This is a genomic window from Fontibacter flavus, assembly GCF_042432905.1.
Taxonomy (GTDB): domain Bacteria; phylum Bacteroidota; class Bacteroidia; order Cytophagales; family Cyclobacteriaceae; genus Fontibacter; species Fontibacter flavus.
Window position 1 is genome coordinate 1 of the sequence record NZ_JBHLWI010000035.1, and the last position, 16707, is coordinate 16707.

Consider the following 16707-nt stretch of genomic DNA (forward strand, 5'->3'; position numbering starts at 1 on the left):
GGGGAAGGGCACAAAGCAGCTGGCGCTGGGGTGTTGATTCCTCAAAGCAATTGTTTATCAAAGAGCCCTGAAGGGGCGGGATGTAACAGCCCAGGGTGTCGGGAGGAACGACCAAAACCCTGGGTTGATTGAGGGTTGCCCGTTTCCAGAGCCTGCCTTTGCCGGTCAGGCAGGCCGGCGACGTTGTCTAAAACGGAGAATGGTCTGAATACGCCGGCGATATGGAACCGCGGATAGGATAGAAAAGATAACCACAAATTTCACGCCTGTCTGCTGCCAGGCAGGAATTACACAAATTAAGTAGATTTTAAACTGGTTAAGGATTTTGGTATTTTTTTGTCATCATAGCAGCAAGGGTAAGAAAATTAGGCGCGGAGCTTGCGAATTTTCGCGAATTCTTGTGCTACTTGAGAATAAGGGAGTCCAGCTTCTGGAGAGGGCTGGCCGTAAAGAAAATACTCAGTGGGTCCCCGAATCCCGATAATATCGGGACGGGGTAGGCCAGAGCCAGGTTGTAGGGAGGGAAAAAAAAACTTAGCTTGGTCCAAGTCTCCCTCTTGGGAGATAAATCTGAAGACTTGAACCAGAAGGGCTTCTGGAGAAGCAGGACAACTGGTTTCAATATAGGGGTCCAAGTCTCCCTCTTGGGAGATAGATCCGAAGATTTGAACCTGAAGGATTTGCAATTTCGTGATGCGATAAAGCGGATTTAGAATCCGCAAAGTTGAAAGTATATGAAAGAAGGAATTCAACTACCGTACAAATAGAGAACAAGATCCTGATACATGACCACAAGGCTTAAAGACTGTTTTCTGATTCCTTTCTTTCACCAAAATTCTGAAAAGGGGGATTTTGTATCCGCCCACAGCTTTCAGGAAATTCCATTCGAAGTGCAGCGGGTGTACTATCTCTATGATGTGAAGGCAGATAGGAAAAGTGGGCAACATGCTAATATCCAAAACCAACAGGTGATGGTAGCGGTCAAGGGGAGTTTTAAGGTCAGGTTGCATGATGGACAAGAAACCCAGACCTTCAACTTGGATCAGGCGAATGAGGGACTCTTGGTGCGGGAAGGAATCTGGAGGGAGGTTTTCGATTTTTCCAAAGATGCCATTTGCTTGGTCCTATGTTCAGAGAAGTTTGAGGAGGGGGATTATTTGAAGGATTGGGAGGTATTTATGGACTGGAAATTGAAAAACATATATCCAGCGTGATCCAAAACAGGTTTCTCCAAAATCTTTTGTATAAAAATGCTTTCAGCAGGGCAATTTTTACCCTTTATGGTCTTGTATGGAAAGAAATCAGGGTCTGCTTTCGTCAATTTTATACATTCCGGTTTCCAATCTCCAGTTTGTTCAGGACCTTGGGTATTTTTATTTCCAGTCTCAATAGACTGATGCTGGGAAGGAGCCTTAAATATTCTTTTGCATTCACAGGAGAGGATAGAATTATTGAATCCTTACTCAAGACTAAGATTACATATAACGGGTTTTATGTAGATGTAGGGGCCAATCATCCCAAATTTCTCTCGAATACATACAGCTTGTATAGAAAAGGGTGGAGGGGAATATGCATTGATGCCAATAAGGAATTAATAAAAAAATATGCATTCTTTAGGCCTAAAGACCATGCCGTCCACGCCTTGGTTTCAGATATTCCTGCGGCCAGAACATTTTATCAGGTTCAGAATGATGTTTTATCTACCACAGATTCCCGTTTTTTAAACGATTTTGAAAAAGAAGGATTAGAAATTAAGGAAGTGAAGATGCAAAGTGCCACCCTAACAGATATTTTGGATAGGTACGAAACACCCAATGACTTTGATTTATTGACTGTGGATGCAGAGGAACATGATTTGGAAATTTTGAAAGGATTGGATTGGAAGCGGTACCGCCCCAAATTGGTGGTAGTGGAAGATGAGACTTTTGATTTTCAGAATGGAGCAACAAATCCTTTGGTATTTTTTATGCGTCAAAACGGTTACAGTTTGAATGGATTTGTGTTGAAGAACTTGTACTTTTTGAATGGAGATTCATGTTAGCACTATCAGAATTTATTTTGTCAAAGGACTTGCAATACTCCATAAAACCGTATCAGTCTGATTTAAAAAAGGATTGGGATATGGTACTGGATAACAGTATCAATGGCACCTTTCTTCACCGCAGAGAATTTATAGAATACCACGGGGATAGGTTTGAGGATGCTTCTCTCGTGATTTATCATGAAGATATTCCTGTGGCTATTTTTCCTGCTGAGAAAGAGGGAAATTCTATATTTTCCCACAGGGGCTTGACTTATGCTGGATGGATTTTGATTGATGGCTTGAGTTTAAAGGATATACAGGAAGTTATTGAAAACACGCAAGCATTCTATCAACATCTGGGAATAGAGCGCTTGGAAGTCAGAATGGTGCCGGATTTTTTCGCAAAGGAATCGCAAAAAGATTTAAAGATAGCGCTTCAAAACGCCGGAGGGGAATCCGTTTTTACTGCTGTCCATCATTGTACCTCTCTTCCTTTTGGGGTAAAAGATAGGGGGAAAAAATGGGGAAGAAAAAAAGCAATAGCAAATGGGCTTGAAATAAGAGCATCTTCAGATCTGAAATCATTTTGGGAAGAGATATTAGTACCGAATCTTGAAAAACGTCATGGGGTAAAGCCAACCCATTCCCTTCAAGAGATTAAGTATTTGAAATCGATTTTTCCTGATCAAATCCTTTTTTATGCTGTTTTTTCTAGTGAAAAGATGCTTGGGGGCGCTGTAGTATTTTCAACTGATACAACGGCCCATTTACAGTATACGGCTGCTTTACCTTTAGGGAAAAAACAAAGATGTTTGGATTATCTGGTGAGTCATTTGATAGAAGAAGAATTTTCTGATAAGTCATTTTTCAATATGGGTGTTTCCCATGTTCCTGAAACAGGAAAGATCAATCAGGGATTGGTAAATTGGAAAGAAAGTTTCGGGGGGAATCCTGTAGCCGCAAATACCTTTCAGGTTATCATAGATAGGAATAATGTCAATGACCTTTAAGCATAGGCTTTTTTTAAGTATTCTTTTTGTGATTGTCAATGCCATCCTATTTTGGAAACTTGGGGTGTCGGTGGATGCGGATACAGAAAGGTTTCTGAGCTATGCAGAGGAAATCAAAGAAAGCGGTATTTTCTTTAAGCCCCATGATTTCTGGTATATTGCTTATCCCTTGTTTATCATTTTGATGACAAGTGTTCATGATTCCTTGGGTATGGTGGTGATCGGTCAGGTGGCTTTGTCTTATGTGGCTTTGATGAGTTTATATGGCAGTGGGAGGCGCTTATATGGAAATCCACAGGCCGGTTTGGTGTCAGGCCTGTTGTTTTTAGGATTCTTGATGATCTCCTTTTGGAATTTCTGGATTTACTGTGAGTCTTTGTTGATCAGTTTGAATTGCCTGTCGATTTTCTATTTGATCAAGTGGGTGAAAGGGGAAGGGAATCTTGGGAATTATATAGTAGGGACTTTGGTCATTATTGCAGCTTTCTTTACCAAGCCTACGGGGATAGCCTTACTAGCTGGAATTGGTTTGATGATCTTCTATTGGTATTGGAAGGAGTTTAGTGACAAGGCATTAAAATATGGTTTGCTGACAGTCTTTTTTATTGGATTTGTTTTATTGTTAAACCACATGCTTTCCACTTTTACCTTTGTGAGGGACTATCAAATAGGGGAGTTGATTTACAATGCGCATACCTTACCCAATCAACCCTACACAAAGTATTTAATGATATCCCTGCCCGAGGCACTTTATATACCACCCTCAGATTGGCAGCCATTGGTACAATTTATAGCCATTATTTTAGGCAATCCTTTGTATTCTTTGAAGTTGTTTGGTGCGAAGCTTTTTTACTATGTCTTTTATGTCAGGCCCTATTATTCCATTCTTCATAACCTTTTGGCTTTGGTGGTATTGATTCCTGTTTATGTTGGTTTTATTAAGGCTTTCATAAAAGATCAAATCCCTGGTTCGATCAAATTGTTAGTCTTGGGTTTTACAGGAGTCAGTGTTTTGAGTTCCACGCTTTTGACGGTAGATTGGAACAGTAGGTTTTTGGTAGCGGTTTTGCCAATTATTTTCTTGATTTCATCTGAAAGGTTAGGATTAAACCTTATAAAGTTTAAAAAATTAGTGTTGAACTTTTCCAAATAAAATAAGGAAATGCTCTTTAACTCCTTTGAATTTCTTATATTTTTTCCGGTAGTATTCCTGCTGTATTGGTGTGTGTTTCAGAAGCATTTGAAAGCACAGAATGCCTTTATTCTGGTAGCCAGTTATGTGTTTTATGGCTGGTGGGATTGGCGGTTTTTAGGATTGATTGCATTTAGTTCTTTGGTGGATTATTGGATAGGGTTAAAGCTTGGACAGGAAGAAGATGATTTCAAAAGGAAAGTCTATTTGGGCATAAGCCTGGGGGTCAATTTAGGACTTTTGGGATTCTTTAAGTATTTCAATTTCTTTATTGATTCCACGATTCAGGCTATCAATGCTTTAGGTTTTCAGGCCAATGAGTATTCCTTACAATTGATTCTTCCAGTGGGTATCAGTTTTTATACCTTTCAGACGATGAGTTATACCATCGATATTTACAGGAAACAAATGGTACCTACCAAAGATCCTGTGGCTTTCTTTGCCTATGTGAGCTTTTTCCCACAACTGGTAGCTGGACCGATTGAAAGGGCATCCAATTTATTGCCACAGTTTTTCAAACAGCGGGTATTTGATTATACCAAAGCCATGGATGGTATGCGTCAGATACTTTGGGGCTTTTTTATGAAACTGGTAATTGCGGATAATTGTGCGGTTTTTGTGGATCAGGCCTTTAAAAATCCGGAAAGCCAACCGGGCATCAATCTTTTGATAGGAGCCATTTTTTTCAGTTTTCAGATTTATGGGGATTTTGGAGGCTATTCGAATATTGCGATTGGAACAGGAAAACTGCTGGGCTTTGATTTGATGCGGAACTTTGCCTATCCATATTTCTCAAGGGATATTGCGGAGTTTTGGAGGAGGTGGCATATTTCCTTGTCCACTTGGTTTAGGGATTATGTGTATATCCCTTTAGGGGGATCCAAAGTTAGTAGGGGATTGGCGATCCGGAATATCTTTATCATCTTCCTGGTGTCAGGTTTTTGGCATGGGGCCAATTGGACATTTATCGTTTGGGGAGGCTTGAATGCTATCTATTTTCTGCCACTTTATTTGAGTAATAAAAACAGGATCAATACCGATTTGGTGGCTGAAAATTCCATGCTGCCAAGTATAAAAGAGTTTTCCCAAATCCTGACAACTTTCTTATTGACGACACTGACCTGGGTGTTTTTTAGGTCTCCAGATGTAGGTTTTGCATTGGTTTACTTGAAAGGTTTACCAATTGATTTATTTCAATTTCCCAAAATGAATGAAAGAGTTTTTTTAGTGCTTTTCTTAATTATATTGTTTGTTCTGTTGGAATGGAAAGGCAGGAAATATGAGTTTGCTATTCAAAAGATTGCCTTTTCAAAACATAGGTTATTAAGGTATGGCCTTTATTACTCTATAACTATGATGATATTTTTATTTGCTAGAAGAGGTCAAGAATTTATCTATTTCCAATTCTGATGATTAAAAAGTTTTTATTTAAAGTTCTTATTTTTTTTGGTTTTATATCAGTATCTATAACTGTTGTTTTTCTCTTAGAAAACGGAACTGCAGACCCTTTTTATCAAAGATTAATTACAGGACAGAAGAAATCCTTAATAATTGGAACATCTAAGGCGGCTCAGGGAATTGTGCCTTCTGTCCTAAATCAAAAACTGGGACTGGAAAAAGAAGATGAGATATTCAATTTTTCTTTCACAATTGTCCATTCTCCTTTTGGAAAAGTATATAATGAACGAATTTTTCAAAAATTAAAGCCTAATTCCAAAGATGGGATTTTTATTATAACAGTAGATCCTTGGAGTCTTTCTGCAGATTGCAAGGATATAGAAAATGAAAGTAACTATATTGAAAATAGACTGTTTTTAGGTAAAATCTCAAAGGTTAATTCAATATATATTCATTGGGAGTATATTCTTTCCCATTATATAAATTCATATTATGAAATTATCCTAAGATATTTCATGAATAACTCGATGAAAGTCCATCCTGATGGATGGTTGGAAGTTAATTTAAAACAAGGTGATATAGGATATGAAAATAGAGTTAAAAGTAGAGAGAAAGAATATATTGAAAGAGTCAAAAATCAATGCTTTTCAAAGGAGAGGTTTAAAAGTTTTGAAAATTTAATTGTTACACTTAAGGAACGTGGAAATGTATATTTAGTTAGGTTACCAGTGGATCCAAAATTAATAGGTTTTGATAAACAAGTATTACCAGATTTTGACACTAAAATATCTTCTATTGTAAAAAAGTATGGAATCCAATACTTGGATTACAGTGATAAAACAGATTTATTTAGTTACACGGATGGCGAACATATCCAAAAAAAATCAGCAAAGATTATTTCAGGGGAAATAGCCAATTTAATTCTAGATAATTCTTATTAAGAGAATTCCTTTATGGATATATCAGTAGTTATTCCAGTTTTCAATAGAGAAAAAGAAATTATAAAATGCCTGGAATCTATTCTTCAACAATCGATGCCAGTTTCTGAAATTCTTGTTATTGATGATGGGTCAACGGACAGGACGCTTCATGCCATAAATTCTTTTCAGGACAACCGAATTAAGCTTTTTCATTCTGGAGCAAATAGAGGACCTTCTTATGCAAGAAATATAGGTATAAATAGCGCTAATTCAGATTGGATAGCATTTTTAGATTCCGATGATGAATGGGGAAAAGATAGAGTCAGGAACCTTAATCAGTTTTTAAAAGAAAATGAAGTAGACTGTGTTTATAGTGGGGCAAATATTAATGACGGATCAAATTTTAGATATCGGAATTCTCGTGACTTACTTGAAAAAGAATCAATTTTTGATTTTGTCATTGCGCAAGATGCTTTTATCCCGACGCCATCTTTAGTTTTAAGAAGTTGGATTGCAAAGGCTGTTAAGTTTGATGAGAAATTGGATAGGCATGAAGATTTTGATTTCATAGTAAGAGCTAATGCCTATTCAAAATGGAAATATTTTGAATCTGATGATGTTATAATAAATTGGATGAATAGAGGGAATAAAAGAGTTGATTTTACAGGTTGTGTGAATTTCTATTTAAAAAATAAGAAATTAAGTACAGACAAGGCTGCAAGAATTGGATATTTAAAATCCATTTCTGAAATGTCAGTAAAAAACAATCCACAATTAAGTGTGCTTGAATTGTTTGAAAATGAGCTTATTTCGGAGTGTGTTAAGCTTAATAAAAGAGAGTTTTTACTTTTTAGATTTCCGCATATTTTTCATGCAATATGGAGATTGAAAAATAGAATTAAATTAATTAGAGAGTAAGTGTTGAACAAAGAAAATTTGACAATCATTGAACCCTCCAAAGGCTGGAAAGTCGTTGACTTTGATGAACTCTGGAGGTACAAAGACTTACTTTACTTCCTAACAGTAAGAGGAATTAAAGCGAGATATGCCCAATCCATCTTGGGAGTAGGCTGGGCCATCATTCAGCCTTTATTCACGACACTAGTTTTTACGGTTGTATTCGGTGGATTAGCCAAAGTTGATTCGGATGGCATGCCTTATATTTTGTTTTCTTACCTAGCCCTATGGCCATGGAATTATTTCTCAGGCACTTTATCAGAATCAGCCAATAGCCTCGTCGCCAATGCAGGGTTGATTACCAAAGTATATTTCCCCAGATTAATCTTACCTCTAGCGGCTATTTTCTCTAAGCTCTTAGACTTCATCATCTCCTTTGTCGTGCTGCTGATCCTACTGAGCTATTTCAAAGTAGTACCTGGCTTGGGTATCATCTTTCTACCCTTGCTGCTGATCCAACTCTTGATGACCTCCTTGGGCATAGGTATGATCCTTTCTGCCATGGCAGTGCAGTATAGAGATGTCAAATACGCACTTACCTTTATCATTCAACTACTCCTGTATGGAGCACCAGTAGTCTACAGCACCACCGCAGTACCAGCACAATATCAGTTCCTCTACTCCCTTAACCCCATGGTCGGAGTGATCGAAGGCATACGAGCCATGTTCCTCAACCGCCCCATGCCCTGGGACTGGATCTGGCCTGGATCAATAGTAGCCATAATCTTCTTTGTTTTCGGTTTGTTTTATTTTCGAAAAATGGAAAAAGTGTTTGCTGACGTTGCATAACCCCCCTTCATGGAGGCAGGGGGGTGCTGATGTCGCTTAACCCCTCCTGGCCTCCCCTAAAGGGGAGGAGTAAATTTACCTCCCCCAACCCCTTCCCGAAATAATCGGGACTGGCTCTAAAGGAGGGGAGATGCCCTAATAAAATTAGTGTCTCTTAATTTTGTCAAGCATTAATGTCAAGCAAATTCAATCATAACGCTTCACCTGAAATATTCCGAAGAGCGAAGGAGTTAAGAGAGCGTATGACAATCGCGGAGCAGGTATTATGGGAAAGATTGAGAGCGGGAAGATTAAATAGCTTAAATTTTAGAAGACAGCATCCAATATCAAAATATATTGTTGACTTCTATTGCCATCAATATAAATTAGTCATTGAACTTGATGGAGATGTTCACGAAGAAAAAGATCAGAAAAAAAGAGATTTAGGCAGAGAAGAAGAACTCAAAAATCTAGGTCTCCACATCATCCGATTTTCTAATGAATCAGTTTTACACGAAACAAATGAAGTCCTTTTCAAAATTCTTGATAAGATTTCAGAACTAAAAAAACTAACTACTAACCTTTAAATGAATTATAAACCATTATACACTGGGGGTAAGTCCCCCTTCAGGGGGATTTAGGGGGTATGTCCAACACCATCATAAAAGTCGAAAACCTCTCCAAACGCTACCGAATCGGTCTGCAAGAAAAGAAAGCAGATACCTTTGCCCAGCAGCTATGGACCAACCTCAAGGCTCCGATTGAGAACTTCAAGCGGATTAAAAGCCTTGGAAAATTCGAAGAGGAAAACGACTCCGTACACTGGGCACTCAAAGATGTCAGCTTCGAGGTCAAGCAGGGAGAAGTACTGGGGATCATCGGTAAGAATGGAGCTGGTAAATCCACCTTGCTCAAGATCCTATCTAAGATCACAGAACCCACTTCAGGTCGAATAGAAATGAATGGCAGGGTAGCAGCCCTCCTGGAAGTAGGTACTGGTTTTCATCCAGAACTTACTGGTCGAGAAAACATCTATATGAACGGGACAATCCTTGGAATGACCAAAAGGGAAATAGACCGAAAATTGGATGAAATTATTGAATTCTCTGGGGTAGAAAAATTTGTAGATACGCCAATTAAGTTTTATTCATCTGGTATGAAAGTGCGGTTAGGTTTTTCTGTCGCTGCCCATTTGGATCCTGAAATTTTAATTATTGATGAAGTGTTGGCAGTAGGAGATTTTGAGTTTCAAAAAAAGTGTTTAGGAAAAATGGAAGATGTAAGTCAAAAAGAGGGAAGAACAGTATTATTTGTGAGTCACAATATGGCTTCAGTAAAAAGGCTTTGTACTAAAGGAATTGTCTTAGATCATGGTAAATTTGGCTTCAGTAGCGATGCAGAGAATGCGGTTAATTTTTATCTGACCAATGCTTCAACTCAAAAAGATACTTCAATAGCTGATAGAGAGGATCGTATCGGAAACGGAGTTGTAAAAGTTATCGGTATTGATTTAATCGATAAGAACAACGAAATTCTTGAACAAGTTATTTCTGGTGATTGGTTGAAAATAAGGTTGAATTTGGATTCTAATCTTGGAGTTATTGACTACTCGAAATTGTTTGTAGGTGTAGCTTTTCGAGATCAGGATGAAACTAGGGTAATCTCTTTTTTTAGTGATGAAATGGGAACTGACTTTAAAAATATTGGGGATAAAAACCACATCGATTTAGTTATTCCTCAATTAAATATTAGAGGAGGAATATACAATATAGGATTTCAGCTGAGTTTGGGTTCTACTGGAATTGAGGATTTTATTGATGCCATTGAAAAAGCTAGAGATATTGATGTTTTGCCCGGTGATTTTTGGAAATCGGGTAAATTGAATAGAATTGGCAACTATGCTTTAATTAATGGTTATTACCTATTAAATAATGATGAATAAACCTTCTTTTTACCATAATAATAGAGGAATACACAATTGGGTAGTATATGAGGTTATGGATGAATTTATAACCAAGTATTCAAACAATTATAAAGACATTTTGTATGAATTAGGCTGTGGAACAAAACCTTATGAAGTTTACTTTAAACAATTTTGTGAAGCTTATATTGGCGTTGATTGGTTTGAAACATTACATTTAAAAGCAGAGATAATTGCAGATTTAAATAAATCTTTTCCAATTGAAGATAGTGCAGCTGATACTTTAGTGTCATTTTCAGTCATGGAACATTTGTGTGAACCTCAGATTTTTTTAAATGAGTCATATAGAATTTTAAAAAATGGAGGAGTTTTCATTTTGCAGGTTCCTTTTATGTGGCATGTTCATGAAGAACCTTTTGATTTTTATCGGTATACCAAATATGGCCTAAAATACATGTTTGAAAAAGCAGGTTATACAAATATAGAAATCGAAGCTTCAACCGGTTTTTTGGTAAACTGGGTTTTAAAATTAAATTACCAACTGATTAGAGTGCTTCAAGGCAATTCTGTAAAAAAGAAACTTCAAAGAACTATTTTAAGACCATTTATAAAAAATAATCAAAAGTTTGCTTTGTTTCTTGACAAAAGATGGCCAAAAACAGATAAAGAAACTCAAGGATATTGGGTTGTAGCTAAAAAATGAAAACCTGTTTAAATTTAGAAACCTGAATTGTCAAGTAATATTAGAGAAATGAAGTTAGGTTTATTTTTAATGACAAAAAAAGGTTTTCTGATCCTGGAAAATCTTTTAGACAAGAATTATCGAGATAAAATTTCCTTTGTATGCATAGGTAGGGATGTAGCTGTGCTGGATGATTATTCTTGCCAAATAGAATCATTATGTAAAAAATATTCAATTCATTTTTTCTTCAATAGAGAGTTGCTTGAAAATGAAATATCTTCTGATTACAATATTGCTATTTCTTGGCGTTGGATTTTAAAAGTTCACAATTTAATTGTTTTTCACGATTCACTTTTGCCAAAGTATAGAGGTTTTGCACCCCTTGTAAATATGTTAATTAATGGAGAAAATACTTTAGGAGCAACGGCACTTTTTGCTAATGAGGAATATGATAAAGGTGATATTATATTCCAAGAAAAAAAGGAAATCCAGTATCCTATAAAAATTTCTGATGCGATTGATTTAATTTGTGAGCTTTACCTAAATCTTTCAATAATGGTTATTGAGGCAATTCAAAATAATAACTTGGTTGGATATAAACAGATTGAGGAAGAAGCCACTTATTCATTATGGTTAGATGAAGATGATTATTTTATCGACTGGAACTGGCCTGCTGAAAAAATAAAAAGAAAAATTGATGCATGCGGTTTTCCCTTTCTTGGAGCAAAAACCTATGTAGGCAATCAAGTGGTCATTATTCAGGAGGCTTCAGTTGTTAATGATGTCAACATAGAACACAGAACTGTTGGCAAAACAATTTTTTTAGAGGATAATTATCCTATTATAGTTTGTGGGTTAGGGTTACTCAAAATAACTCAAGCCAAGTATGAAGACAATAACCAGTCATTTTTTCCAATAAAAAAATTCAGAATAAAATTTGGTAAATGATACCATTTAATAAACCTTTTTTAACAGGAAAAGAAACGCTTTACATAGAGCAAGCTGTTCATTCAGGAAAAATTTCTGGTAATGGTGGTTTTACTCAAAAATGTCAATCTTTTTTTGAAGAGAAGTATGGGTTCAAAAAAGCCCTGCTGACAACTTCCTGTACAGATGCACTTGAAATGTGTGCATTGTTGATTGACTGTAGCTATAATGATGAGATTATTGTGCCATCATACACTTTTGTATCTTCTGCATTAGCCTTTGCTCGTCAAGGTGCTCAAATTGTATTTGCCGATTCGGAAGAGTTTCATCCAAATGTTGATGTTAAAAAAATTGAAGCATTAATAACTAATAGAACGAAGGCAATAGTGGTAGTGCATTATGCTGGGGTGGCAGTTGATATGGATGAGATAATGCAATTAGCTCAAAAATTTAATTTGATAGTAATTGAAGATGCTGCGCAAGCTATTGATTCTTACTATAAAGGCAAAGCACTTGGTAGTATCGGACATTTAGCCGCATTTTCATTTCATGAAACCAAAAATATCATAGCGGGAGAAGGTGGATTGTTAGCTATCAATGATGATAAATATATTTCCCGTTCTGAAATAATATGGGAAAAAGGAACAAATCGTGCCGCACATTTTAGAGGTGAAATTGATAAATATAGTTGGGTAGATACCGGTTCATCTTTTTTACCATCAGAAATTACAGCTGCTTTTTTATGGGCACAACTGGAAAACTTAGAGACTATTCAAAATAAAAGAAAAGCAATTTGGGATTATTATTTTAATGGACTAAAATCTTTGCATGAATCAGGTAAATTAAAATTACCTCAAGTACCTGATTATGCATCAAATAATGCACATATGTTTTATTTGATATGCGACTCGTTAGCTACTCGCTCTTCATTGATTGAATATTTGAAAGAGACCAATATTCATGCTGTTTTTCATTATTTAAGTTTAAATAAAAGTGAGTTTTTTTTGAAAAACAATAAAGAAGAATCCTTACCTAACGCCGATCATTTTACAGATACTTTAGTACGATTACCACTTTATTTTGGATTGGGTATTACTGAACAAAAGAAAATAATTAAAACTATACTGGATTTTTATGCCTAATGAATTACGAATCATTCATGTTTGTGAGGATGAGAAGTTTATCAATTCAGCTATAGAACAATTTGAATATTGTTTTCCAGGAATTAATTCTTTTTATGTCCTGCCAATCTCAAAAGATGGAAAATTTATACATGTAAAATCTAAAAGTTTTGTAGTCAAAATTTCTAATGAAGAGCTTTTGACAATTAGTTTAAATCTAAAAACTAAATATATTGTTATTTTACACAGTTTAACACCTCGGTTCTTTGATTTTGTATTGCATCTTCCAAAATCAATAATTGTGATATGGTTTTGTTTCGGTTTTGAAGTTTATTCAGATCAAAACTATTTTAAAAGTAAGAATTTATTAGATCGTATCACTTTTCAAAAATTTCCAGGTAAAGATCCTTCTATAAAACAAAAGTTAAAAGAACAAATTCGACCGTTTTATCGCTTGATTAAGCCTAGTTTGCCATTTTCATATAAAGAAATTAAGCACAAAGTATTTAAAAGAGTTAATTTCTTTTGTTGTCCATTTTTAGAAGAATATCAATCAATTTGTAAATTAATAGGAATAACAAAGCCTTTTTTTAATTTTTGGTATTATCCAATTGAGCTAATTGCAGATATTGATAGGTCAATAAAATTCCCAAAAACTAATTTGATGGTTGGAAATTCAGGTTTTAAATCTTTAAATCATTTAGACGTTTTTTATAAAATCAATAACTATCCTTTAGCAAATATGGATATTATTGTTCCTTTAAATTATGGAGAACCTAAATATATCCAAGAAGTTCTTTTGGTCGGAGAAAATGATTTTTCAGACAAATTTAAACCACTATTGGATTTTATGACTTTGAAAGACTACAATAAGATTTTAGAATCAGTTGGAGTGGCTATTTTAAATAATAGACGTCAACAAGCGGTTGGAAATTCAATTGCTTTATTATGGTTTGGAGCCAAATTGTTTTTAAGCAATAAAAACCCTTTTTATAGCTATCTCAAACGTATTGGGATTTATGTGTTTTGTTACGAAACAGAATTGACTGCAAAAAATTGTACAGAGTTTTTATCATTGGATGAGATCGAGCATAATAGAAAAACATTATTTAAAGAACTGAATAAAGTACATCTCTCGAATTTGTTAAAGGAACAGATTTTAAAATTAAATGCATAATCCTCTTGTTTCCATTCTTATACCTAACTACAACAAAGCCTTATACCTAAGGGAAACTTTGGATTCAGTACTTGCCCAAACTTATACCAATTGGGAATGCATTATAGTAGATGATCACAGTACTGATAATTCTTGGGAGATTCTTGAGAAGTATGCTCAAAAAGATTCTAGATTTAAAATTTTTAAGAGACCCGAAAATAGAAAAAAAGGAGGGAATGCAGCAAGGAATTATGCTTTTGAAAAGTCTGAAGGGGAATTTATCAATTGGTTGGATTCTGATGATTTATTATTAAAAAATACAATTGAGGAAAAATTAAATTTATTAATAAGTAATTTAATTTTAGATTTTGTTATTGGTAATATAAGGAAATTAAATTCTAGTTCAAAAAACCTAGAAATTGTTCCAAAAATTAGACTAGATGACAAAAATATTGATCCTGTATTTGGTACAATCAATGGTACTTTTTGGGTTCAAACAAGTTTACCCTTATTCAAAAGATCATTTTTAGAAAAATTTAATTTTTTGTTCAATGAAGAAATTTTAATTGGTCAAGAATCTGAATTTTTTACAAGAGTATTTCTTAAAAAACCATTTTTTGAGCATATTCCAAATGCTTTACACTTATGGAGGATAACTGAATCTTCCAAAACAGGGATTGTACGAAAATCCTCTTTTAGGAGAAAATATCTACTAAATTATTTGGCATTGAAAATGATTTATATAAATATAAAAAAAACAAGAGGGATTAATAAACATGAAAGGCTATTCTTCAGAAATGCTTTTAATGATAAACTCCTATTTTTACCTATTTGGTCAAAGAATTTTTGGGATTTATTTTTTTTTGGAACAAAGCATAATCTATTTAAAGGGAGATTTCAAGGAGCAAAAATCCTTGGTATTAAGGTTCTAAAATCTGTCAAGTTAATTTGATACCTAAGATTATCCATTATTGTTGGTTTGGTCCCAGTCAGCTTTCTGACTTAGAGAAGGCTTGTATGGAAAGTTGGATGAATGTTTTGCCTGATTACACCATCAAACGCTGGGATGAGCATTTATTTGATGTCAACAGCTTTGAATTTACGAGAGAAGCTTACAGGCTTGGTAAATATGCATTTGTTTCTGATGTCTGCCGTCTTCATGCCCTTTATGAAGAAGGCGGGATTTACTTGGATACGGATATGATGGTTATAAAAGAGTTCTCCCCTTTGTTAGATGATCCATTTTTTATTGGTGAAGAAAAAGAAGGGCTTATAAGCGCTGGAATAATAGGATGTGAACTGGGAAATCACATAGTCAAAAATTTGCTTGAAGGTTACATGGAGTTATTCTTTGATTTCAAAAATCCTTTAGATATCCCAAGATATCTTACATCTATCTTAAAAAGAAATGAAATAAAGATTTATCCAAAGGATTATTTTTATTCTCTTCCATTTAAGAATCGTGGAGAGAACTTCAAACGGTATACTAATTCAAATTCATTTGCAGTTCATCTCTGGAATTATAGTTGGAAAGATGAATGGGCACATCTCCATGAAAAGGAATTTAAGATCGCTTTGAAAAAGTATTTCCAAAGGGTATTTACTTCTCCCAAAACAGTGTGGAAAGATTCCTTTCTGGTGGATTTTCTGAAATATTTTCTAGCCTCCAAGTTTGGTCTTATTTATCGCATATATAAAAACCAATCCTGAAATGATGCGTTTGGCAGATAACCTATCAACCTATTCTCAGTATTTTTCAAATCTTGAGGGAAGATTGATTGTGCTTTCCACCTATTTTTCTTCCAAACAGGATCCGGTCAGGGGAGGATATCAGGATTCGGACAACTTTGAGTATATCAAAAACTGGTACAATTCTATTCAAAAGCATGACCTCAAAGCAGTGGTTTTTTACGACAGGCTTTCCGAGGGTTTTATTCAAACATACCAAACCGAAAAAATCAGATTTGTCCGATGTCAGTTGGGGGGGATGTCACTGAATGATGAAAGGTTTTTTATTTTTCGAGAATTTATATCTAAACTTCCAGATAATTGTTTTGTTTTGACTACGGATATCAATGATGTGGTGATCAATAAAAATCCATTGCCGCTGATGCAAGCAAAGCAAGAAAAGCTTTTTGTGGGAAGGGGTAACAGAAAGGTATGGAAAAACGGCATTTGGACTTTGACTGCGCTTTGGCAATTCCATCAAAATTTTAACAAGGTGATTCCTGTCAGTTTTCTGGACTATCCTGTTTTTAACCCTGGGACTATTGGTGGAAAAAAAGAAAATTTGCTGGAACTTTTTACAAGAATGACCCAAGTGTTTGAGGTCTTGGGAGATGCCCAAAATTATGATATGCCAGTTTTCAATTATGTTTTGAGAGAGAATTATTACTCGACTTCAGGTTTTTGGGATGGAAAAGTCCCGTTTAGCTGGTTTTGGAACTATTGTTATTATGGATATAGACTTCAGCGAAAATTGGAGTCCGAGTATCGCAAGGAAAAGTACGATTTGGCTTCCCATCAGGAGTCAGTGGTCGAAAATGAAAAAATATATGCGGGTTTTCCCTTTGTCAGCATGTTTACCTGGTTTGAAAATCCTTCGGAGGCTTGTTTGATTCATAAGTAAGAT

Annotated in this window: 17 protein-coding genes; all 17 read left to right on the top strand. The window is 35.3% G+C overall.

Features of this window, described 5'->3' with window-relative positions:
* The first annotated feature begins 785 nt into the window (after positions 1–785).
* The 17 genes from ACFFIP_RS12350 to ACFFIP_RS12430 all read left to right on the top strand — a co-directional run bounded on the left by ACFFIP_RS12350 (position 786) and on the right by ACFFIP_RS12430 (position 16704).
* Positions 786–1214, top strand: a complete 429-nt coding sequence (locus ACFFIP_RS12350) for a sugar 3,4-ketoisomerase (RefSeq protein WP_382387962.1) — start codon at positions 786–788, stop codon at positions 1212–1214.
* Positions 1211–2041, top strand: a complete 831-nt coding sequence (locus ACFFIP_RS12355) for an FkbM family methyltransferase (protein WP_382387963.1) — start codon at positions 1211–1213, stop codon at positions 2039–2041. The genes ACFFIP_RS12350 and ACFFIP_RS12355 overlap by 4 nt, the downstream gene beginning before the upstream one ends.
* Positions 2035–3033, top strand: coding sequence for a GNAT family N-acetyltransferase (locus tag ACFFIP_RS12360; protein WP_382387964.1), 999 nt, complete (start codon positions 2035–2037; stop codon positions 3031–3033). Before ACFFIP_RS12355 ends, ACFFIP_RS12360 begins: the two co-directional genes overlap by 7 nt.
* Entirely contained in the window at positions 3023–4186 is a 1164-nt protein-coding gene (locus tag ACFFIP_RS12365) for a glycosyltransferase family 39 protein (protein ID WP_382387965.1), read from the top strand. The genes ACFFIP_RS12360 and ACFFIP_RS12365 overlap by 11 nt, the downstream gene beginning before the upstream one ends.
* A 9-nt stretch (positions 4187–4195) precedes the next feature.
* On the top strand, positions 4196–5635 hold the full coding sequence (locus ACFFIP_RS12370; protein ID WP_382387966.1) for an MBOAT family O-acyltransferase: 1440 nt from the start codon (positions 4196–4198) through the stop codon (positions 5633–5635).
* Entirely contained in the window at positions 5635–6564 is a 930-nt protein-coding gene (locus ACFFIP_RS12375; protein ID WP_382387967.1) for a D-alanyl-lipoteichoic acid biosynthesis protein DltD, read from the top strand. The genes ACFFIP_RS12370 and ACFFIP_RS12375 overlap by 1 nt, the downstream gene beginning before the upstream one ends.
* A 12-nt stretch (positions 6565–6576) precedes the next feature.
* Positions 6577–7461: a glycosyltransferase family 2 protein gene (locus ACFFIP_RS12380; RefSeq protein ID WP_382387968.1), complete on the top strand. Its 885-nt coding sequence runs from the start codon at positions 6577–6579 to the stop codon at positions 7459–7461.
* Positions 7462–8289, top strand: a complete 828-nt coding sequence (locus ACFFIP_RS12385; RefSeq protein WP_382387969.1) for an ABC transporter permease — start codon at positions 7462–7464, stop codon at positions 8287–8289.
* Between the two features lie 173 nt (positions 8290–8462).
* Positions 8463–8855: an endonuclease domain-containing protein gene (locus tag ACFFIP_RS12390; RefSeq protein ID WP_382387970.1), complete on the top strand. Its 393-nt coding sequence runs from the start codon at positions 8463–8465 to the stop codon at positions 8853–8855.
* 59 nt (positions 8856–8914) lie between these two features.
* Complete coding sequence (locus ACFFIP_RS12395) at positions 8915–10210, top strand: ABC transporter ATP-binding protein (RefSeq protein WP_382387971.1); 1296 nt, start codon at positions 8915–8917, stop codon at positions 10208–10210.
* Positions 10200–10892, top strand: coding sequence for a class I SAM-dependent methyltransferase (locus ACFFIP_RS12400; protein WP_382387972.1), 693 nt, complete (start codon positions 10200–10202; stop codon positions 10890–10892). Before ACFFIP_RS12395 ends, ACFFIP_RS12400 begins: the two co-directional genes overlap by 11 nt.
* Before the next feature lie 48 nt (positions 10893–10940).
* Positions 10941–11819 carry a methionyl-tRNA formyltransferase gene (locus tag ACFFIP_RS12405; RefSeq protein ID WP_382387973.1) on the top strand — a complete coding sequence of 293 codons (879 nt, stop codon included), beginning with the start codon at positions 10941–10943 and terminating at the stop codon, positions 11817–11819.
* A complete protein-coding gene (rffA, locus tag ACFFIP_RS12410) occupies positions 11816–12940 on the top strand; it encodes a dTDP-4-amino-4,6-dideoxygalactose transaminase (protein WP_382387974.1) in 1125 nt (374 codons plus the stop codon). The genes ACFFIP_RS12405 and rffA overlap by 4 nt, the downstream gene beginning before the upstream one ends.
* Positions 12933–14096, top strand: coding sequence for a TDP-N-acetylfucosamine:lipid II N-acetylfucosaminyltransferase family protein (locus ACFFIP_RS12415; protein ID WP_382387975.1), 1164 nt, complete (start codon positions 12933–12935; stop codon positions 14094–14096). The genes rffA and ACFFIP_RS12415 overlap by 8 nt, the downstream gene beginning before the upstream one ends.
* Positions 14089–15027 carry a glycosyltransferase family 2 protein gene (locus ACFFIP_RS12420; protein WP_382387976.1) on the top strand — a complete coding sequence of 313 codons (939 nt, stop codon included), beginning with the start codon at positions 14089–14091 and terminating at the stop codon, positions 15025–15027. Before ACFFIP_RS12415 ends, ACFFIP_RS12420 begins: the two co-directional genes overlap by 8 nt.
* Positions 15024–15785 carry a glycosyltransferase gene (locus ACFFIP_RS12425; RefSeq protein WP_382387977.1) on the top strand — a complete coding sequence of 254 codons (762 nt, stop codon included), beginning with the start codon at positions 15024–15026 and terminating at the stop codon, positions 15783–15785. Before ACFFIP_RS12420 ends, ACFFIP_RS12425 begins: the two co-directional genes overlap by 4 nt.
* 1 nt (position 15786) lies before the next feature.
* Positions 15787–16704: a hypothetical protein gene (locus tag ACFFIP_RS12430; protein WP_382387978.1), complete on the top strand. Its 918-nt coding sequence runs from the start codon at positions 15787–15789 to the stop codon at positions 16702–16704.
* The last annotated feature ends 3 nt before the right edge of the window (positions 16705–16707 follow it).